Below are 19,456 nucleotides of genomic sequence, written 5' to 3' on the forward strand. Positions count from 1 at the left end.
CATATGACAGTGAAACTGATCAATGGCTACGAGGTCGTCATCGGCTTCGAAACCCACACCCAGCTGGCCACCCACAGCAAAATCTTCAGCCGCGCCAGCACCGCTTTCGGTGCCGAACCCAACACGCAGGCCTGCCCGGTCGATCTGGCCCTGCCCGGCACCCTGCCGGTCATGAACCGCACCGCCGTGGAATGCGCCATCAAGCTCGGCCTGTCGCTGGGTTCGCACATTGCGCCGCGCAGCATCTTTGCCCGCAAGAACTACTTCTACCCCGATCTGCCCAAGGGCTACCAGATCTCGCAGTTCGAGATTCCCGTGGTGCAAGGCGGTGAAGTCAGCTTCTATCTGGAAGAAGGCAAGGAAAACGTCCTCAAGACCGTGCGCCTGGTGCGCGCCCACCTGGAGGAAGACGCTGGCAAGTCAGTGCACGACGAGTTCATCGGCCAGTCCGGCATCGACCTGAACCGCGCCGGCACGCCGCTGCTGGAAATCGTGACCGAGCCCGATATCCGCAGCACCGCAGAGGCCGTGGCCTACGCCAAGGAGCTGCACAAGATCGTCACCTGGATCGGCATCTGCGACGGCAACATGCAGGAAGGCTCGTTCCGCTGCGACGCCAACGTGTCCGTGCGCAAGCCCGGCCAGCCGCTGGGCACGCGCCGCGAGATCAAGAACCTGAACTCGTTCCGCAATATGCAGATCGCCATCGATTACGAAATCCTCTGGCAGATCGAGCAGATTGAAGACGGCCACAAAATCCAGCAGGCCACCGTGCTGTTCAACCCCGACACGGGCGAGACCCGCGCCATGCGCACCAAGGAAGACGCGGCCGACTACCGCTACTTCCCCGACCCCGACCTGCCCCCGCTGGTGGTCGCGCCCGGGTGGGTGGAACAGGTCAAGGCCGGCATGCCCGAGCTGCCCCGCGCCATGGCCGCCCGCTTTGTCGAGCAGTATGGCCTGCCCGCGTACGACGCCACCACGCTGACCCAGAGCCAGGCCATGGCGGCCTACTTTGAAGACGCTGCCAAGGCCTGCGGCCAGCCCAAGCTGGTCAGCAACTGGGTGATGGGCGAAATCTCCCGCCGCCTGAACACCGAGGAAATCGGCATGGACGCGGTGAAGGTGTCCAGCACCCAGCTGGGCGCCATGATCGGCCGCATTTCCGACGGCACCATCAGCAACAACGCTGCCAAGCAGGTGTTTGAAGCGCTGTGGACGGGCGAAGGTTCGGACGTGGATGCCGTCATCGAAGCCAAGGGCCTCAAGCAGATGAACGACACCGGTGCGCTGGAAGCCATCATCGACGAGGTGATCGCCGCCAACCCCGCCAATGTGGAGCAATACCGCGCCGGCAAGGACAAGGCATTCAACGCCCTGGTCGGTCAGGTGATGAAGGCGTCCAAGGGCAAGGCCAATCCGGGACAGGTGAATGAGCTGTTGAAGGCGAAGCTGGCGTAAATATTCGGACCGCTAAGCCGTCCCTGCCATGCAAAAAGCCTCCTTCGGGAGGCTTTTTGCATGGATACATCAGACCCACATCTGCTGGAGCATCGCCCGCTCTGCGGATCTCTTGCCCACGACCTAGTGCGAGAAAGCCTGCCGCAACGCTTTAACGCATTGGCCCACAGCGCTACCATTCCCGCCCATCGCCGCCCAATGTGGCCAGTGCGCGCCCGCCATCCTGGCCACGCGAATGCCCTCTTGCAACCCGCCATGAACATCCTCTCCATCCAATCCCATGTTTCCTACGGCCATGTCGGCAACTCGGCCGCAGTGTTTCCGCTGCAACGCCTGGGGCACGAGGTGTGGCCGGTCTACACCGTCAACTTCTCCAACCACACGGGTTACGGCCAGTGGGGTGGATCGGCCATTCCCGCCAGCGAGGTGACGGCCATCGTGGATGCCATGGAGGCGCGCGGCGCCCTGGCGCAGGTGGATGTGGTGCTCAGCGGCTACCAGGGCGGTGCTGACATTGCCGACGCCATCCTGTCCACCGTGGCGCGGGTGAAGGCGCTCAACCCCCAGGCCACCTACACCTGCGACCCGGTGATGGGCAATGCCAAGTCCGGCTGTTTTGTGAACCCTGCCATTCCGGTGCTGCTGCGCGAACGCGTGGTGCCGGCCGCCGACCTGGTGACGCCCAACCAGTTTGAGCTGGGCTATCTGGCGGGCACCGAGGCCAGCACGCTGGACAGCACCCTGGCGGCGGTGGATACCGTGATGGCCATGGGCCCGCGCGCGGTGCTGGTGACCAGTGTGCACCGGCCCGATGCGGCGTCCGGCAGCATCGAGATGCTGGCGGCCGATGCCACGGGTGCCTGGCTGGTGGCCACACCGCACCTGCCGTTCAAAGCCAATGGCTCGGGCGATGTGACGGCGGCGCTGTTTGCCGCCCACTACAGCCAGCAGTTCGGCGCAACGGGCTCGGCCCGGCAGGCACTGGAGCGGACCACCGCCAGCATGTTCGAGCTGCTGCAGCGCACCCAAGACAGCGGCCAGCGCGAGCTGCAACTGGTGCAATCGCAGGACAGCTATGTGCAGCCCCGGGCCGCATTTGTGGCGCAGCAGGTGCGTTAAAGCCCTGTGTCTGCGGCTGACACGGGTTGCAAGGATTCTTCCAATATCAGCCGCAGCCAAGCGCTGCACAAGCATGTCTGACGCCGCACAGGACCACGGCGCCTGCCCATCGCTTTCCACATCGGCACGACCCGCGGTGGGTGGCGCGGTTGCCGCAGGTGCCCCAGCACCGGTCAGGCCGCCCTGCGCAACGCAGTGCGCAGACCGAGCAAGGCACATGTCTGTGACGGGCCTGGCCCAGCTGCAGCGCCCAGGCATACTCGCAGCGTTCTCATCCCCTTTCCTTGCGCGCGCCAGCGGTGGCGCGGCTCTCCATACCCCATGCCTGCTTCTTCTGCCACGACGGCCGCCGCGCCGCCCTCCCGTTCATCCCTGCAGCGCCTGAACCGACTGGACGCATGGCTGATGCACCGTCCGGTGCCCGATGGCCTTGCGGGGCTGCAGCGCTTTGTGTGGGAGTTCTGGTTCTTCGGCCTGAAGAATGCGCGCAGCTGCCTGTTTGTGGGCCTGTTCTTTGCCGCCGTGTTCGTCACCCCGCGGGCCGGGCTGTGGGGGGTGCCGCGCTATGACCTGCTGCTGATCGCTGCACTGGCCATCCAGATCGCCATGGTGGCGACGCGGCTGGAGAGCTGGGATGAACTCAAGGCCATCAGCCTGTTCCACGTGGTGGGTTTTGCCCTGGAGGTGTTCAAGACCTCCAGCGGCATCAAGTCCTGGGCCTACCCGGACTTTGCCTACACCAAGCTCTGGGGGGTGCCACTGTTTTCCGGCTTCATGTACGCGGCCGTGGGCAGCTACATCATCCAGGCCTGGCGCCTGTTTGACCTGCGCATCCTGCACCACCCGCTCTACCCCATGGCGGCGCTGGTGGCGGTGCTGATCTACGCCAACTTCTTCACCCACCACTACATCGGCGACTACCGCTGGTATCTGGCCGCCTGCGCTCTGGGCCTGTATGCGCGAACCACGGTGGTCTACCGCCCGCTGGACCGGGACCGCCGCATGCCGCTGCTGCTGGCGTTTGTGCTGATCGGCTTTTTCATCTGGCTGGCCGAGAACATCAGCACGTTCGCCGGCGTATGGGCCTACCCCAACCAGCTGGGCGCATGGTCCACGGTGCATGTGGGCAAGTGGAGTTCCTGGTCGATGCTGGTGGTGATGACCTTCACCATCGTCGCCCACCTCAAGCACATCAAGCGGCACATCCACGTGCCGGCGTGAACGCACAGACCGGTGTTGCAGCGCTGACTGCTTTTGCCAGCGTTTTGTAACACCTCTACAATTGAGCAACGTTCTGTAAGACGCCCGTCCACCGGGCGTCTTTGCTTTTTGCGCCATGCTTGCTCGACCCGCCTCTCTCCTTGCTGCGTTCGCAGTCTGGACCATCCTGTTTCTGCCCTCCATGCTGGCAGGAGCATCTCCCCGTGCGGTGTTCCTGCTGGCGCTGTCTGCCCTGCTGTTCTGGCCCTTTGCCGTGTGGCGTCCACTGCGGATCGTGAGTGTCCTGTTTCTGGCCATTCTGGGTGCCGCCAACATCGTGCATGACGGGTTCTTCGGCTATCTGATCGATGAATTCTTCATTGCCTCTTCCTTGCGCACCACCAGCAGCGAAACCCGGGAGTTTCTGACCTCTCTGCCCATGGGGACCATGGTCTGGTGTGCCGTGTGGCTGCTGCTCTGCGCGGGCATCGTACGCTTCATGCTGCGCAAGGCCAATGAACCCTGTCTGCACGGGCGGGCCAGCCAGCGCCTGGCGACAACGGCGCTGCTGGTCTGGGCCGGGTTCCTGGGCTACAGCCACTGGACAGGCCCCCTGGATACCACCACCGCACTGCGCAAGCTGCACATCGTGTACCCCCTGCACATTGCCAATGCCGGCTGGCGCCAGTACCAGATCACTGACGCACTGCTGTACACCCCCCTGCTGCCAGAGCCAACACCGCTGTCCCCGCAATCCCAGGTGGATACCGTGGTCGTGGTGCTGGGTGAAAGCGCATCGGCCCATCGCTGGTCGTTGCTGGGTTACCAGCAGGCTCCGACCAATGCCTCACTGCAGGACATTCCCGGGCTGCAGGTGGCACGCGTGCTGGCCAACGGACTCAATACCGCTGCTGCCTTGCCCTATGTCTTGACGGGGCTGTCCGCGCTCGACAGCGTGACGCACCAGGCTCCCAGCTTCATCGACCTGGCGCAGCACGCAGGGTACAAAACCATCGTGCTCAACAACTCGCGCTATCTGCGCACCGGGGAAGATTTTCTGACCCACGCACTGCGCCGCAGCGCCAATGCCTACCTCAAGGTAGGTGATGGCGATTACGACGAGGTACTGACGCCGGCTTTGCAGACCGCATTGCAAGATCCCGCTCCCCACAAGTTGATCGTGCTGCACACCTACGGCAGCCATGTCACCGCAGCCAGTCGCTATCCCAAGACAGCCCACCAGTTGGCCGACAGCTATGACACCTCCATCCGCTACACCAGTGATTTGCTGGCGCAATGGATCCGGATGCTGGACGCCAGCAGCCCACAGCAGCCCGCCCTGCTGCTCTATGCCAGTGACCATGGTGTGGTGGTGCCGCCCTGCAGCGGCTCCTCGCGCAGCGGAGGCAGTCTCAGCAGCTACGAGATTCCCGCGCTGGCCTGGGCCAACCCGGTGTCCCTGGCACAGAATGCCCAGCTGCTCACACCGCTGCGCCAGCAGGATCCGGCCCAGGTGCACATCAGCAATACGGTGATACCGGAAATGGCCACCCAGGCACTAGGCTACTCCCTGCAGGCCTTGAGCCCGGCACACCGCCCGCGCCAGGTGTTGCTGGATGCCGAAGGCCACCCCTGGGAGCGCAGCAAGGCACAGCTGTGCCAGGGCCAAGGCACATAACGCCCCTTACCCCTGCACCGTTGTCCCGCAAACAACAGCTTGCGGCGCGGTCACTGGCAACAATGGCTGCACCGTTCACCGTTGTTTGCGCAGGAGCCGCCATGTCCGCTACCCCCCGCTTCCATATTCCCGGTCTGCCCTGGGCAGATTCGCCCGAAACGCTGGGACTGGGCAGCAACCGGCTGCAACGCCTGTCCGAGCGCCTGCAGCAGGGCGTGGACCGTGGCGAGATCCCCGGCGCCGTGGCCCTGGTGGCCCGGCGCGGACAACTGGCCTACCTGGAAAGCTTCGGGCACCTGAACCCCACCGAAGGCACGGCCATGCGGCCGGATGCGATTTTTCGCATTGCCTCCATGACCAAGCCCCTCACCTCCCTGGCCATCATGATGCTGCTGGAGCAAGGCCAGCTGGCCCTGCTGGACCCGGTGGCCAAATACCTGCCGGAGCTGGCCCAGCTGAAAGTGGGCCGGGTGCCGCCCGCTGCCGATGGCAGTGCGCCCCAGGTGGTGCTGGAACCCTTGGCCCGCCCCATCACCCTGCACGATCTGCTGCGCCACACGGCGGGCATCACCTATGGGGTGCCAGGCAGTCCCAACCCGCTCAAACAGGCCTATATCAGCGCCAAGCTGGGCCACAGGAACGACAGCAACGCCCAGTTCATCACCAAACTGTCGCAGCTGGCCCTGCTGGACCAGCCCGGCACGGTGTGGGAATACGGCATGAGCACCGATGTGCTGGGGCGCGTGGTGGAAGTGGTCAGCGGCCAGACCCTGGCCGAATTCATGCTGCAGCACATCACCACCCCGCTGCAGCTGCACGACACGGCTTTTCACGCGCCAGACAGCGCAGCCAATCGTGCCGCCTGGCCGCAGCCGGAAGGCCCGCAGATGCAGCTGCCGCCCGTGCCGCCGGTCACGCAGGCCATGGCCTTCCAGTCGGGCGGCGGCGGCATGGTCTCCACCATCAGCGACTACGCCCGCCTGTGCCTGTTCTGGCGCAACGGCGGCAAGCTGGACGGCGTGCGCCTGCTGTCACGCAAGACCGTGGCGCTGATGACGGCCAACCACCTGCCCGCCGGCGTGCGCATGGGCCCGGACATGGCCTACTTCGGCGCCCAGCTGCCCTCGCCCGATGTGGGCCAGGGCTTCGGCCTAGGCTTTGCAGTACGCACGGCATCCGGCCTGAACCCGCTGCCCGGCAGCGTGGGCGATTTCTCGTGGAGTGGCATCTACGGCACGTTCTTCTGGATCGACCCGCAGGAAGACCTGTTCGCCATCCTGATGATGCAGTCCATGGCCCAGCGCATCCCCTACCGCACCGTGATGCGCCAGGGCGTGTACCAGGCTCTGGTGGATACAGCCGCGTAGCGGCCGCAGCGCACTGGATACGTCGGCAGCGCATGGGAAACCCAAAGAAAGCCTGCAAACGCTTGCTGCTTTGATGTGCCACAGTGATTGGCAATTCGCACACGAAATATATATTTCGTGTGCGAATTGATATCATTGGACACATTTGCATCCATTGGTATCAAAGTTGCTGGCAAAAAAATAAATATGCCCCAGGTCTCGGCATTCATTGCCTGGTCTTTTCTCTTCACCCCTGCATTGCTACATTACAGCAGTTGGATCGCCTGGATTCTGGTGCCCGCTTCCGCGCTGCTCATCTGGCCTTTGACAGCGACAAGAATCGTTCTGATTCCTGCAATGTTCACGCTTGGGCTGCTGGGCGCCATCAATATCTTTCATATTGGTTTTTTTGGCTATCTCGCCGATGAATTCTTCATCGCCACCGCACTGCGCTCCAATCAGAACGAGATGAAGGAGTTTTTCCAGACACTCCCCGCTCTCCAAATCGCCCAGGTATTAGCTTGGTGTATGGCTGCATTTTTCGCCAGCAAAACCATCATCCGGGCCCGTTCCCATGGGTCCTATACAGCCCCTCGCACCAGCTATTTCTGTGCCATGCTCATATGGGCCGCATTGGCAGCGTGGGGGGTCAGCAAAAAGATGGATTCCACCACCTTCTTTCAGAAAATGCACCGCGTGTACCCGATGCACCTGGTACAGGCATCATTCCGCCACCATGAAATGGAACAGGGCTTGTTCTACAACCCGCTGATCCCCGTGCAACCACCTGAGCAAGTGCTTGCAAAAACCATCATCGTAGTCCTGGGCGAGAGTGCAACCGCGCAGCGCTGGTCGCTGCTCGGCTACCAGGATGCAGACACCAATGCCCCGCTCAGAAACAAGGCCGGCGTTGCGGTCACTCAGGTGCGTGCGGAAGGGCCCAATACGGCCAGCGCTCTGCCATTCATGTTGACCGGATTTTCTGCCAGCGAGAGTGTTGTACGGCAAGCTGCATCGTTCATTGATCTCGCCCATCATGCTGGGTACAAGACTTTTGTCTTCACCAACTCCCGCTTCAATAATCAACAGGAAGATTTCTATTCCTTGGCCCTGAGGCGTTCGACGGACGTCTATAAAAAAGTGGGCGATGGCGATTTTGACGAGGTACTCACGCCGTTTCTGCACACGGCACTCAGCGATACCGCAGAACACAAGCTGATTGTCTTGCACACGTATGGCAGCCACCCTGGCGTCAATCAGCGCTATCCAGCGACACGCTACCAACTGCCCGACCCCTACGACAATTCGATTCTCTATACCAGTGATCTATTGGAACAATGGATATCCATTGCCCAGCAATCCAACCCGTCCTCGTCTTTGCTGCTGTATGCGAGCGACCACGGGTTGGTCATGCCACCTCTGAGCCAGACCGATGCGCCGAGTACCTATGAAGTACCGCTGCTGCTGTGGAGCGGGGCGCCTGACGCCTCCCCACTCGGGGCCTTGCGCACTTCCCTGCCCACCCTGGGGCCTGGCAGCAACGCCGTGCTGCAACAGCTGGCCGTACGGGCAATGGGCTATGCACCTCCCGATGGGAAGCAGTGAATTCGCCATCGATGACGCTCCTCCAGCTAATGCCCACCACCAGGACGGCGGGGTCTCCTGCGTATGAGCAACTTCGCCGATTCACCTCAGGCTAAAAAAACGTATTAGAATCGCAGGCTTCGCCCATGTGGCTCAGTGGTAGAGCACTCCCTTGGTAAGGGAGAGGTCGGCAGTTCGATCCTGCCCATGGGCACCACACACCAAAGGCCCGCTACCATGTAGCGGGCCTTTTTCATTCCCTGCGGCCAGTCTGACTGCGGCTGCCAGCCGTGGCCCAGAACCCAGGCTTCAGAAACCCATGCGCCGCAGCGACGCACGCCGCCATCAAAAAAGGAGACCCGGGGTCTCCTTTTTTGCATTCCAGCAGATGCCGTTCAGAACAGCACGCGGCAGCGGATGGTGCCCGGAATCTGCGACAGCTTGGCCAGCGCCAGCGCCGACGATTCGGCGTCGATGTCGATCACCACATAGCCCACCTTCTCGTCGGTGCGCAGGTACTGGCCGGCGATGTTGATGCCGTTGTCGGCAAACACCTGGTTGATGGCCGACAGAATGCCGGGGCGGTTTTCGTGGACATGCAGGATGCGGTTCTTGCCTGGGTGCTCGGGCAGCGCCACTTCGGGGAAGTTCACCGCCGAGGTGGTGGTGCCGTTGTCGCTGTACTTGACCAGCTTTTCCGCCACTTCCAGGCCGATGTTGGCCTGGGCCTCCATGGTGGAGCCGCCGATGTGCGGGGTCAGGATCACGTTGTCCATGCCACGCAGCGGCGACTGGAACTCATCCTTGTTGCTCTTGGGCTCGACCGGGAACACGTCAATCGCCGCACCCAGCAGCTTGCGGGCCTGCAGCGCCGCTGCCAGCGCATCGATGTCCACCACCGTCCCGCGCGAGGCATTGATCAGGATGCTGCCCGGCTTCATGGCGGCGATCTGCTCGGCGCCGAGCATGCCGTGGGTGGAGGCCAGCTCGGGCACATGCAGCGTCACGATATCGGCCTGGCCCAGCAGTTCCTGCAGATTGGCGGCCTGGCGCGCATTGCCCAGCGGCAGCTTGGTGACCACGTCGTGGAAGATGACCTGCATGCCCAGGCCTTCGGCCAAGACCGACAGCTGGGTGCCGATGGAGCCATAGCCCACAATGCCCAGGGTCTTGCCACGGATCTCGTAGGAGTTGTCAGCACTCTTCTTCCAGCCGCCGCGGTGGGACACGGCGTTCTTTTCGGGGATGCCGCGCAGCAGCAGAATCGCCTCGGCCAACACCAGCTCGGCCACCGAGCGGGTGTTGGAGAACGGCGCGTTGAACACGGCAATGCCGCGCTCACGCGCTGCGTTCAGGTTGACTTGGTTGGTGCCGATGCAAAAGCAGCCCACGGCCACCAGCTTTTGCGCTGCTGCAAACACGTCCTCGGTCAGCTGGGTGCGCGAGCGGATGCCCACAAAATGCGCGTCGGCGATCTTGGCCTTCAGCTCCTCGCCTTCCAGCGCACCGGCCAATGATTCGACGTTGGTGTAACCCGCGTCCTGCAGCACTTTCAGCGCGGAAGGGTGAATGCCCTCCAGCAGCAGAAACTTGATCTTCGACTTGTCCAGCGATGTTTTGGCCATAGGGCATCCTTCGATCCGTGAATACCCCATTACAGCGGATTGCCCATAGTGCCACACCGGGTGTGTGCTCTCCGTCCAACGCCGGGGCTACCGATTGCAGCCAGATGCCACACGGAATCTGAATTAGCACAGAAGTATGCGCACCCACTCACTTTCTCGTACTTGTAAAAGAGTATGACGCCAAGCCCCCCTGCCTAGAATCCGGCGCCATCCTGCGGCGCTTTCATATTCATAGCAACCTGTGCCGCAATAACAGTTACTGGAAAGGGTTTGGATGATGCTGACGATATTGCGACGCCTGGAGGATGTGCTGGTGCAGGTGGTGCGTGTGGTGCTGCTGGCGTTTGCGCTGGTCGTGCTGCTGGCCCTGGCGCTGTGGGTGTGGGACAGCTGGCGCGGCAGCAGCAAGCCGGCCAGCGCCGAAGCGGCACAGCCCGCCGCGTTGAACTGGAAGGACGCCAAGCTGGACCTGGACTATGTGGTGAGCGAAACCGGGCGCGACCTAGGCCAGGCCGGCAATCAGGTTCCGCTGACCCAGCGCCTGGCCGACGCGCAACTGCGCCCCAGCTTTCAGAAAGCGGACCAGTTGATCCGCGCCTTTGTCAACCAGGACCCTGCTGCGCGGGCCCGCGTGGAAAAGGACAACAGCAGCCGCGGCCTGGCCGCTGTGAACCCGCTGTTAGAAGGGGCCGGAGCACCCAGCGCGTCCCTGGTGCAGCGCCTGCTGAAGGCCGAGCAGGAAAACGGCTGCAATGCCGCCGTCAGTGCTGCGGCGGAGTCAGCCGCAGCGGCAGCCGCTGCCAGCAGCACGGAGGACGAAGACAGCAGCTGGTTCAGCGAGCCCTTTGACATTCCCTGCGCCATCCACGAACGCGCGCAGATGGCCGAGTCTGAACATGGCACAGGCTCCTACGCAGCCTATGTCCAAGGCTTGCCGGCTGCGCTGGAGCAGGTGCTGGGCCACGCCGACCTGGGCCCCCGGCTGCAACAACAGGCCGCCAGCCACATGGTGGGCACGGTGCTGACCAACTACACCATCAGCTTTGACCAGGCCGCCCGCGCGCTGCGCGGCGATGCCGAGGCCGAGGCCGACAGCGACGACAGCCTGCTGAACCTGTACAGCAAGGCTGCAGAAACCGCGTTCTGGAGCATGCTGATGTCCTTGCTGGTGCTGGTGGTCATGGTGGTGGTCTTCATCCGCATGGAACGGCACCTGCGCGTGATCAGCGAACGCGCCGTGCGCTGAGACGGCAAGGCCCTGCGGGCGCAGCCGGTGCGTGCTGCGGTTTCGCCCCGACAGACCGGATGACACGGGCGGCCCTGTGCCCTCTGCCTGCCTCCGCAGTGGTAGCGGGCGCCGCATTCCGCCACAATGCACACACACCGTGCATGCCCACGCCGGCATGCACGGTGTTTTCATCTGGCCTTTGCAATTTTGTTTGTGCACCTTCCATGAACCACTCCCGCACCGCCACCGTCCCCATCGAGCCGCAGTTTCTGACCCGCACCTCGCCCCGCGCCTTCACCCCGAAGGCCGTGACCCGCACCCAGCTGGAGCAGATCGTGGAAGCCGCCCGCTGGGCACCCTCGGCCAGCAATCTGCAGCCGTGGCACTTTGCCTATGCGCTGCGTGGCGATGCGCACTGGGAGGCGTTCAGTACCATCCCCAATGAATTCAACCGCCGCTGGTGCCTGAACGCCGGCGCGCTGATCGTGCTGTTGTCCAACCCCGAAGCTTCGGCCGGCAAGCATGCCTTCGACACCGGCTGCGCCTGGGGCTTCATGGCGCTGCAGGCCCAGGCCCTGGGCCTGGCCACCCACGCCATGGCCGGGATCGACACCGAAGCCGCCCGCCGCGTGCTGCAACTGCCCGACCACTGGACAGTCCAGGCCCTGGTGGCCGTTGGCCAGCGCGGCGATGCCGCGACCCTGCCCACCGACCTGGCCGAGCGCGAAGTGCCTTCCCCGCGCAAGCCATTGGCCGACATTCTGACGGCGGGCCCAGGCCCCTGGACCGCCTGAGATCCACCGGGACTGCAGCATGCGCGCGTCTTTTCACGGCCTAACCACCACCTGGCGCTGCCTGGCCATCGCCGGCCTGTGCAGCGCCAGCAGTGCCCAGGCGCTGGAGTTGTGGCACTACGGCACGCTGCGTCTAAGCCCCCAGCGCTGTGAAGCCACCTTCATGTTCGATGCCGGACGCGCCACCTACCGGGAAGTGCGCGTACAGGCTATTGCCAAGGACCGCCAGGGCCAGCACCTGGCCCGCTTTGCGCTGGCCCCCGACGACATGGGCGTGGAAGGCCGCAACCGCTTTGCCAGCGCCACCTGGATCAGCCCGCACGCCTGCAACCCGGAGGTGGTGGTGCTGTTCAAGACTGCCACCGCCCAGGTGGATGGCATGGCCACGGACCTGCTGGCCACCCAGCAGCTGCGCCTGCGCCGCCACGAGCCTCTGGAGCTGCGCCTGCCACAGTCGCGCGAGCGGCCGTAAGCCCCCATGGAACGTCACCGCGCTCCGGGTGTGCTCCGACCCGGGTGACGGCAGCCGCTTGAGCGGGGACGAAAAAAAGCCCGCCTCCAGGAAGCGGGCTACCGGCCACAGGCACGCCGTGAGAGCGTGTGTCCTGTGGAGGTTCAGATTTCCTCGTGCAACTGGGGAGCCGAACGCCTGAACCCCTTGGTCAGCCAGGCCAGATAGAGCAGGCCCACGGCCGCCCAGGCCACACCAGCCTTGAGCGAGGTGTCCTCCACTTCCAGCCACAGCGCACCAATGGAGATGAAACCGCACAGCGGCAGCACAAAGAAGCGCACGATGTCGCGCAGCGTTTTCAGGCGCCCGTCACGGAAGCCGTAGCTGCAGATCACCGAGAGGTTCACAAAGCTGAAGGCGGTGAGCGCACCGAAGCTGATCAGCGCCACAACGAACTCCAGGCTCAGGAAACCCGCCGTCAGGCAGATCACGCCCGCCAGCCAGATGTTGTAGGAAGGGGTGTGGCTGCGCGGGTGGATGTGGCCGAAGAACTTCTTGGGCAGCACACCGTCGCGGCCCATCACATACATCAGGCGCGAGACACCGGCGTGGGCCGAGATGCCCGAGGCCATGACGGTGACGATGGCAAAACTTAGCACCACCGACTGGAAGAAGGCGCCGCCCACCAGCAGCAGGATTTCGGGCTGGGTTTCGTCCACCAGCTGGAAGTAGCGTGTAGGGTCGCCCGGGAAGTACAGCTGCATGAAATAGGTGGCAAACACGAAGACCAGGCCGGAGATCAGCGCAGTCAGGAAGATGGCGCGCGGCAACGTCTTCTTGGTGTCCTTGGTTTCCTCGGCCAGCGAGCTCAGCGAATCAAAGCCGGTGAACGAGAAGCACAGGATGGTAGCGCCCGTGATCAGCTTGCCCAGATCGGCATCGGGGCTCCAGAAGGGCGAGAAGCTCCACAGCCCGTCATGGCCGTCCTGGACAGAAATGGCACCCAGGGCGTTCTGGCCAGCCGACAGTTTGCTGAAGATCAGGTAGGTGAAGAAGCCGATCACCAGAATCTGCAGCAGCACGATCAGGCTGTTGAAATTGGCCACAAAGCGCACGCCGCGCAGATTGACCGCCACCATGATCAGTGACAGGCCGATGATCCACACCCAGTGGTTCACCTCGGGGAACATGTCGGTCAGGTAGATATTGGCCAGCAGGATGTTGACCATCGGTGACAGCAGGTAGTCCAGCAGCGAGGACCAGCCCACCATGAAGCCCGCGTTCGGGTGCACGGACTTCTGCACATAGGTGTAGGCCGAGCCCGAAGACGGGTACTTGCGGATCATGTGACCGTAGCTGATGGAGGTCAGCAACACAGCGACCAGCGCGATCAGGTAGGAGGTGGGCACATGCTGGACGCTGTCACGCGACACCATGCCAAAGGTGTCCAGCAGCGTCATGGGCTGGATGTATGCCAGCCCGATGATGATGACCTGCCACAGCACCAGTGTCTTTTGCAACTGGGCCGTCTTCTGTGCGTCAGCAGCCTGCATCTGAATTTCCGTCCTTTTTACAGAGAGCCATACCCCAGGCCTGCCACAGCAGCGTCCCCCACACCCTGTCACACCGCCGCGCGCGACCATCCCACCGCCACGCGCAGGCGCGCAGCGGGCCGCAGTGCGACAGCACATGGGGGAATGGCGACAGCAGCCAGCAATTGGCCGCAGATGTATGAAATAGGTGGCACGAAAAACGCCCCAGCCTGGGGCAAGCCGAAAAAAGCGCCCGATGATACGTGCAGATGGTCCTGCCGCATGCCCCGCAGGCACTTGCACGACCCGCCTTCGTGGACATAGTGCCGCGCTGCAGCACTTTGGCCACAGTCCAGTCGGGCATGGCATTTGCTGCACACCCATGCCGTGCCCGCCGGTGCGGGCGTTCTGCCACAGACCCCGCCTGCGCCATGCAGCCATTGCCGGTTGGGCCTATTGCGCCCGCTGCCGTGCTCATGCACATTGGCTGCATGGCCTGCCGCATGCGCGGGCTCCCTTTGCCAACTTGCCGGAGAAGCGACCATGAACACTGCCCACATCAACCTCGACAAGCTGCGCAACATCGTCCAGAAGTTCGGCAACCACAGCTTCACCACCTCCCAGGTGGCCACGGACTACCTGCAGGGCGACAACGCCAGTGCGCTGGAAGCCCACCAGTTCGAAGACCTGCTCAAGCGCCACGCGGCCCTGCTGGCCATCCGCCCGCTGCCGTCCAGTGCCGGCGGTGACACCGTCTGGGTGAGCGCGATGTAACCCTGGACCCACACGCTGAAGCCTGTTTGCACACGCCGCCTTGCGCGGCGTTTTTCATGGTTAAAAGCACGATCGTGCTGAACTGCACGTCGCAGTGCGCTATATTTTCAATAGCTAACATACGGGAATCCCTGGGGCCCGCCTCGGCCAATCGGCGGTTGTATCCGACAGAGCTAGGTATCATGTGTCGGAATGTTTCCCGCCGGCCTGAGCGTGCCGGCCCTGCAAAGCAGTGTTCCACTGACTTTTTTACCGCCGACCGCCATGAGCCAGAAATACCGCCTCGTCACCCGCAGCGATTTCGATGGTCTTGTCTGCGCCATGCTCTTCAAAGAGCTGGACATGATCGACGAGATCTCCTTCGTCCACCCCAAGGACATGCAGGATGGCAAGGTGCGCATCACGCGCAACGACATCACCACCAACCTGCCATTCGTGCCCGGAGCGCACCTGGTGTTCGACCACCATGCCTCGGAAGTAGTGCGCAACCGCGCTTTCCTGGGCAACTACATCATCGACCCGCACGCCCCCTCGGCAGCCCGCGTGGTCTACAACCACTACGGCGGCAAGGCCCGCTTCCCGGCCATCACCGACGAGCTGATGGAAGCCGTGGACAAGGCCGACTCCGCCCAGTACAGCCTGGACGAGGTCCTGCACCCCACGGGCTGGACGCTGATGAACTACCTGATGGACGCCCGCACCGGCCTGGGGCGCTTCCGTGAATTCCGCATCAGCAATTACGCACTGATGATGGAGCTGATCCAGCACTGCCGCGATCTGTCCGTGGAGCAGGTGCTGCAGCTGCCCGATGTGCAGGAACGCGTGGAACTGTATTTCGAGCAGACCGCGCGCGCCTGCGAACAGATCCAGCGCTGCGCCACGGTGCACGACAACCTGGTAGTCCTGGATCTGCGCGGTGAAGAGACCATCTGGGCCACCAACCGCTTCATGGTCTATGCCCTGTTCCCACAGTGCAACATCTCCATCCACGCCATGTGGGGCAAGGCCAAGGCGAACTCGGTCTTTGCCACCGGCAAGTCCATTCTGGACCGCAGCTGCACCACCAATGTGGGCGAACTGATGCTGCAGTACGGCGGCGGCGGCCACCGGGCAGCCGGTACCTGCCAGATCGACAATGACCGCGCCGAACAGGTGCTGAAAGAGCTGGTGGCGTGCATCACGGCCGACCACCGCCAGGCCGTTCCGGCCTGAGCGCAAGCGCCCGCTGCGCAAAGAGGATGCCTTCGCGTCCTCTTTTTTTGCCTGCTTCCCTGCGCGCGCGGAAAGGGGGAATGGCAGAGCGGCTGTCATCGCTCCACCACGGCGGTTCACCTGGACCTTGCCTGGCGCCCAGCGCCTGTGGCCCCTCTGCGTGATTCGGGTGCGCTCCAGTGCGATGCCGGCGGCCAGGGCATTGCAAACCCGCTATCGTCACGGCCTATGCTGAATGACTGGATTTCATGGGGGCCCTTGGCCCTTTCCATGGCCGGTGCCGTGGCGGGTGTAGGGTGGGCAGTGGGCCGTGTCTGGTGCATGCAGCGCCGTGTTGCGCCGCCCCACCTCAATGCCCGCACCGCGCGTTTTTGGTCCCAGGGCTTTGCCCTGGCGGCCGCGCTGTGGCTGGCCTATGGCCTGTACACGGGCTACGCCCGCTTTCTGCCCCCAGCCGACCGCGCCTGGCAACTGGCCGTGCATGCCAGCGCCCTGTGGTCGGTGCCACTGTTCATCAGTGCCATCGCCTGGGCCGCCAGCATGGCCATGGGCTGGGTGATGCGCCTGCTGCAGCGCGAAGGAGAGGACGGCGCACGCCCCCTGCGCTGATGTGCCACAGCGCGGGAACACCGCCCGGAAGCGGCACGCCTTCATCCGGGGCTGGATACACGCTCCACGCACCGCGCATCCAGATACCGGCGCGTGCGGACCCCAGGGAGATGAATTAGACTTGGTTGTCCACGCCGTAGCGCTGGCGGTAGGCCAGCACACGTGCGTGGTGGGCCTGCATCTCGCCTTCGCCCCCATGGGTCTGCAGGTACTGCAGCAAATCCGCCAGGGTGGCGATGGTCGCCACCTGCAGCCCCAGCTGGTGGCGCACGTACTGCACCGCACTGTGGTCGACATCGTGGCCGTTTTCGGTGGCCTTTTCCTGGCGGTCCAGGGCAATGGCGACCGCATGGGGGGTGGCACCTGCCGCACGGATCAGGGCAATGGATTCACGGGCGGCGGTGCCGGCCGACATCACGTCGTCAATGACCAGCACCCGGCCCTTCAACGGTGCGCCCACCAAGGTGCCGCCTTCACCGTGGTCCTTGGCCTCCTTGCGGTTGTAGGCAAACGGCACGTTGCGGCCCAGCCGCGCCAGTTCCACGGCGACGGTGGCGGCCAGCGGGATCCCCTTGTAGGCAGGGCCAAAGACCATATCGAATTCCATGCCACTGGCCAGGATGGCTTTTGCATAGAATTCCGCCAGGCGTCCCATTTTGGCGCCGTCGTCGAACAGACCTGCGTTGAAGAAGTACGGGCTCATGCGCCCGGCCTTGGTCTTGAATTCCCCAAAGCGCAGCACGCCCGCATCCACGGCAAACTGCACAAACTCCTGCGCCAGACGGTCCTGATCCTGTTGCTGCGCGCCATTGACTACCATGGATTCTTCCTTATTCAAATTAACCAGCCTCAACCTCAACGGCATCCGCTCCGCCACGTCCAAAGGGGTGGAGGCCTGGGTTGCTGCGACCGGTCCGGATTGTATTTGCGTACAGGAAATCAAGGCACAGGCGCCTGATATTCAAGACCGTTTCGAACAGCTGGCAGGCCTGGATGGTTATTTCCACTTTGCCGAAAAGAAGGGCTATTCCGGCGTGGGGGTCTACACCCGCCATGCGCCATCGGATGTGATCGTCGGCCTGGGCTCGCCCGAATTCGACCCCGAAGGCCGCTACGTGGAAACGCGTTTCGACACCGCAGGCCGCAAGCTGTCCATCATCAGCGCCTACTTTCCCAGCGGCAGCTCCGGCGAAGACCGCCAGCAGGCCAAGTTCCGTTTCCTGGCCGAGATGCATGACCACCTGATGCGCATGAAGGGCGAGCGCGAATTCATCCTGTGCGGCGACATCAACATCGCCCATCGCAAGGAAGATCTGAAGAACTGGCGCGGCAACCAGAAGAACAGCGGCTTCACGCCGGAAGAGCGCGCCTGGATGGACATGCTGCTGGACCCGGCGGCACCGACCGGCGGCATCGTCGATGTTTACCGCGTGCTCCAGCCCGACACCACCGACGCCTGCTATACATGGTGGAGCAACCGGGGCCAGGCCTATGCGAACAATGTGGGGTGGCGGCTGGACTACCACCTGGCTACGCCCGCACTTGCGGCACTGGCGCGCCAGGAGTCAATCTACAAGGGCGAAAAGTTCAGCGACCACGCGCCCATCACCATCGGCTACGACCTGAAGCTGGGCTGAAACCGCCGGGCACGGGCATGATCGGCCGTGGCTGGCCCTGTCCGCGCATGCAAAGTGCGCGGAGCTTGATGCAAGACAAGTTTTTGCACTGCCGCAACAGCGCTGCACGGCCCTGACCAGGGACGGTGTGGGGCGCACGCCAGCATGCCTCCACCCTCCGGACTGCACACAAGTCATTGAAAACAAAGGACTTCATCTTCTCTGCGCGCGCGCTTGCAGGCTCCGGCAAAGCGGCCACAGATGGCGGGTTTTGACAAGCAGCAGCCTGGATTGCCCGCGTCAATGACATCTGTACCTATTCTGATTCTGCTGATTTTTCAGAAAATCGTGAAAAGAGCAGCCGCCAATCCCGGTTCGTGGTGCTCTCCATTTGTTTTGACCTTGTGAAGGAGTTTCCGCGCATGAAGAAGATTCTGATGACCGTGGCCCTGTGTGCTGCCGGTGCCATTTCCGCTCCCGCCATGGCGGCTGACTGCGCCCTGACCGTCGAATCCAACGACGCCATGCAATTCAACGTCAAGAACATCGACGTGCCCAAGGCCTGCAAGAAGTTCAGCGTCACCCTGAAGCATGTGGGCAAGATGCCCAAGACCTCGATGGGCCACAACATGGTGGTGACCACCACCGCTGACGTGGCCGCTGCCGCTGCCGACGGCATGAAGGCCGGCGCTGCAGCCGACTATGTGAAGGCCGGTGACACCCGCGTGCTGGCCCACTCCAAAGTGATCGGCGGCGGTGAGTCCACCACCCTGGACATTGATGTGGCCAAGCTGAAGGCCGGCACCGACTACACCTTCTTCTGTTCCTTCCCCGGTCACTACAGCATCATGAAGGGCAGCCTGAAGCTGATCTAAGCTTCTGCGGCGCACTTTCCAAGCCCCGGTTCCGCAAGGAGCCGGGGCTTTCTGCTGTGGCCTGCGGCAACCCCGAGCGCGGACCGCACCGTACCATCCTCACTGCCACCCCGTTCTGCCACCTGGCTCCCACGGGGACCGTTCCACGCCTCTCCAGCGTTCCGCCTCGGTGGTCTCCTCCGTCTTCACCCTGGCTGTCGCTGCCGCCTTGTCTTGACTGGAAATCCACATGGTTTCCTTCGCACCCAGCCGGTGCCGCCATCGCAGCAGATCCAGACCTCCTGTCGCCTGCGCCCTGTGACTGCTCTGCCTGCCGGCCTCGGCCGAGCCCTGCGTCACCGAGCGCGCCATG

General features: G+C 63.3%; 17 protein-coding genes and 1 tRNA gene. 15 read left to right on the top strand and 3 right to left on the bottom strand.

All coding sequences use genetic code 11. The annotated features are described in order from the left end of the window. The first annotated feature begins 3 nt into the window (after positions 1–3). The 7 genes from gatB to B3349_RS18560 all read left to right on the top strand — a co-directional run bounded on the left by gatB (position 4) and on the right by B3349_RS18560 (position 8,605). The gene (gene gatB / locus B3349_RS18530; protein WP_291590964.1) at positions 4–1,461 is read left to right on the top strand and encodes an Asp-tRNA(Asn)/Glu-tRNA(Gln) amidotransferase subunit GatB; all 1,458 of its coding nucleotides are present in this window, start codon (positions 4–6) and stop codon (positions 1,459–1,461) included. Positions 1,462–1,716: 255 nt separating this feature from the next. Beyond that, on the top strand, positions 1,717–2,580 hold the full coding sequence (gene pdxY, locus B3349_RS18535; RefSeq protein WP_291590966.1) for a pyridoxal kinase PdxY: 864 nt from the start codon (positions 1,717–1,719) through the stop codon (positions 2,578–2,580). Between the two features lie 405 nt (positions 2,581–2,985). Then, on the top strand, positions 2,986–3,801 hold the full coding sequence (locus B3349_RS18540; protein ID WP_291591224.1) for a DUF817 domain-containing protein: 816 nt from the start codon (positions 2,986–2,988) through the stop codon (positions 3,799–3,801). Positions 3,802–3,916: 115 nt separating this feature from the next. Then, positions 3,917–5,458 carry a sulfatase-like hydrolase/transferase gene (locus B3349_RS18545; protein ID WP_291590968.1) on the top strand — a complete coding sequence of 514 codons (1,542 nt, stop codon included), beginning with the start codon at positions 3,917–3,919 and terminating at the stop codon, positions 5,456–5,458. A 101-nt stretch (positions 5,459–5,559) separates the two neighbouring features. After that, on the top strand, positions 5,560–6,825 hold the full coding sequence (locus B3349_RS18550) for a serine hydrolase domain-containing protein (protein ID WP_291590970.1): 1,266 nt from the start codon (positions 5,560–5,562) through the stop codon (positions 6,823–6,825). 135 nt (positions 6,826–6,960) lie between these two features. Further along, positions 6,961–8,409, top strand: coding sequence for a sulfatase-like hydrolase/transferase (locus tag B3349_RS18555; protein WP_291590971.1), 1,449 nt, complete (start codon positions 6,961–6,963; stop codon positions 8,407–8,409). 121 nt (positions 8,410–8,530) lie between these two features. Continuing rightward, positions 8,531–8,605 (top strand) — tRNA-Thr (locus tag B3349_RS18560). Positions 8,606–8,783: 178 nt separating this feature from the next. Here B3349_RS18560 and serA read toward each other — a convergent pair. Continuing rightward, positions 8,784–10,013 carry a phosphoglycerate dehydrogenase gene (gene serA / locus B3349_RS18565; RefSeq protein WP_272971981.1) on the bottom strand — a complete coding sequence of 410 codons (1,230 nt, stop codon included), beginning with the start codon at positions 10,011–10,013 and terminating at the stop codon, positions 8,784–8,786. A 274-nt stretch (positions 10,014–10,287) separates the two neighbouring features. On the opposite strand from serA, the gene B3349_RS18570 reads away from it, so the two are divergent. The 3 genes from B3349_RS18570 to B3349_RS18580 all read left to right on the top strand — a co-directional run bounded on the left by B3349_RS18570 (position 10,288) and on the right by B3349_RS18580 (position 12,507). After that, on the top strand, positions 10,288–11,259 hold the full coding sequence (locus tag B3349_RS18570; protein ID WP_291590975.1) for a hypothetical protein: 972 nt from the start codon (positions 10,288–10,290) through the stop codon (positions 11,257–11,259). Positions 11,260–11,465: 206 nt separating this feature from the next. Beyond that, positions 11,466–12,035, top strand: a complete 570-nt coding sequence (locus B3349_RS18575) for a nitroreductase family protein (protein WP_291590976.1) — start codon at positions 11,466–11,468, stop codon at positions 12,033–12,035. A gap of 19 nt (positions 12,036–12,054) precedes the next feature. Beyond that, the gene (locus B3349_RS18580) at positions 12,055–12,507 is read left to right on the top strand and encodes an IrmA family protein (RefSeq protein ID WP_291590978.1); all 453 of its coding nucleotides are present in this window, start codon (positions 12,055–12,057) and stop codon (positions 12,505–12,507) included. 143 nt (positions 12,508–12,650) lie between these two features. On the opposite strand, the gene B3349_RS18585 is transcribed toward B3349_RS18580, so the two are convergent. Further along, positions 12,651–14,039, bottom strand: a complete 1,389-nt coding sequence (locus B3349_RS18585; protein ID WP_291590980.1) for an APC family permease — start codon at positions 14,037–14,039, stop codon at positions 12,651–12,653. A 522-nt stretch (positions 14,040–14,561) separates the two neighbouring features. Here B3349_RS18585 and B3349_RS18590 point away from each other — a divergent pair. From B3349_RS18590 to B3349_RS18600, 3 genes are all read left to right on the top strand, one after another. Beyond that, on the top strand, positions 14,562–14,792 hold the full coding sequence (locus B3349_RS18590; protein WP_291590982.1) for a hypothetical protein: 231 nt from the start codon (positions 14,562–14,564) through the stop codon (positions 14,790–14,792). Positions 14,793–15,056: 264 nt separating this feature from the next. After that, positions 15,057–16,004 (top strand): DHH family phosphoesterase, encoded by a 948-nt coding sequence (locus tag B3349_RS18595; RefSeq protein WP_291590985.1) that lies wholly within the window; start codon positions 15,057–15,059, stop codon positions 16,002–16,004. A 258-nt stretch (positions 16,005–16,262) separates the two neighbouring features. Continuing rightward, a complete protein-coding gene (locus B3349_RS18600) occupies positions 16,263–16,613 on the top strand; it encodes a hypothetical protein (protein WP_291590986.1) in 351 nt (116 codons plus the stop codon). Positions 16,614–16,728: 115 nt separating this feature from the next. Here the strand turns inward: B3349_RS18600 and pyrE are convergent, their stop codons facing one another. Further along, a complete protein-coding gene (gene pyrE / locus B3349_RS18605) occupies positions 16,729–17,433 on the bottom strand; it encodes an orotate phosphoribosyltransferase (protein ID WP_291590988.1) in 705 nt (234 codons plus the stop codon). Between pyrE and B3349_RS18610 the strand changes: the two genes are divergently transcribed. Further along, on the top strand, positions 17,432–18,250 hold the full coding sequence (locus B3349_RS18610) for an exodeoxyribonuclease III (RefSeq protein WP_291590989.1): 819 nt from the start codon (positions 17,432–17,434) through the stop codon (positions 18,248–18,250). The genes pyrE and B3349_RS18610 overlap by 2 nt on opposite strands. A 401-nt stretch (positions 18,251–18,651) precedes the next feature. Beyond that, the gene (gene azu, locus B3349_RS18615) at positions 18,652–19,104 is read left to right on the top strand and encodes an azurin (RefSeq protein WP_066538922.1); all 453 of its coding nucleotides are present in this window, start codon (positions 18,652–18,654) and stop codon (positions 19,102–19,104) included. Positions 19,105–19,456: the final 352 nt, after the last annotated feature.

It is taken from the genome of Comamonas sp. UBA7528, from assembly GCF_002479375.1.
GTDB lineage: Bacteria > Pseudomonadota > Gammaproteobacteria > Burkholderiales > Burkholderiaceae_C > Comamonas.

Coding starts and splice junctions, on each gene's coding strand:
- gatB (WP_291590964.1), top strand. CDS start 4: ATGACAGTGAAACTGATCAATGGCTACGAGGTCGTCATCGGCTTCGAA.
- pdxY (WP_291590966.1), top strand. CDS start 1,717: ATGAACATCCTCTCCATCCAATCCCATGTTTCCTACGGCCATGTCGGC.
- B3349_RS18540 (WP_291591224.1), top strand. CDS start 2,986: ATGCACCGTCCGGTGCCCGATGGCCTTGCGGGGCTGCAGCGCTTTGTG.
- B3349_RS18545 (WP_291590968.1), top strand. CDS start 3,917: ATGCTTGCTCGACCCGCCTCTCTCCTTGCTGCGTTCGCAGTCTGGACC.
- B3349_RS18550 (WP_291590970.1), top strand. CDS start 5,560: ATGTCCGCTACCCCCCGCTTCCATATTCCCGGTCTGCCCTGGGCAGAT.
- serA (WP_272971981.1), bottom strand. CDS start 10,013: ATGGCCAAAACATCGCTGGACAAGTCGAAGATCAAGTTTCTGCTGCTG.
- B3349_RS18570 (WP_291590975.1), top strand. CDS start 10,288: ATGATGCTGACGATATTGCGACGCCTGGAGGATGTGCTGGTGCAGGTG.
- B3349_RS18575 (WP_291590976.1), top strand. CDS start 11,466: ATGAACCACTCCCGCACCGCCACCGTCCCCATCGAGCCGCAGTTTCTG.
- B3349_RS18580 (WP_291590978.1), top strand. CDS start 12,055: ATGCGCGCGTCTTTTCACGGCCTAACCACCACCTGGCGCTGCCTGGCC.
- B3349_RS18585 (WP_291590980.1), bottom strand. CDS start 14,039: ATGCAGGCTGCTGACGCACAGAAGACGGCCCAGTTGCAAAAGACACTG.
- B3349_RS18590 (WP_291590982.1), top strand. CDS start 14,562: ATGAACACTGCCCACATCAACCTCGACAAGCTGCGCAACATCGTCCAG.
- B3349_RS18595 (WP_291590985.1), top strand. CDS start 15,057: ATGAGCCAGAAATACCGCCTCGTCACCCGCAGCGATTTCGATGGTCTT.
- B3349_RS18610 (WP_291590989.1), top strand. CDS start 17,432: ATGGATTCTTCCTTATTCAAATTAACCAGCCTCAACCTCAACGGCATC.
- pyrE (WP_291590988.1), bottom strand. CDS start 17,433: ATGGTAGTCAATGGCGCGCAGCAACAGGATCAGGACCGTCTGGCGCAG.
- azu (WP_066538922.1), top strand. CDS start 18,652: ATGAAGAAGATTCTGATGACCGTGGCCCTGTGTGCTGCCGGTGCCATT.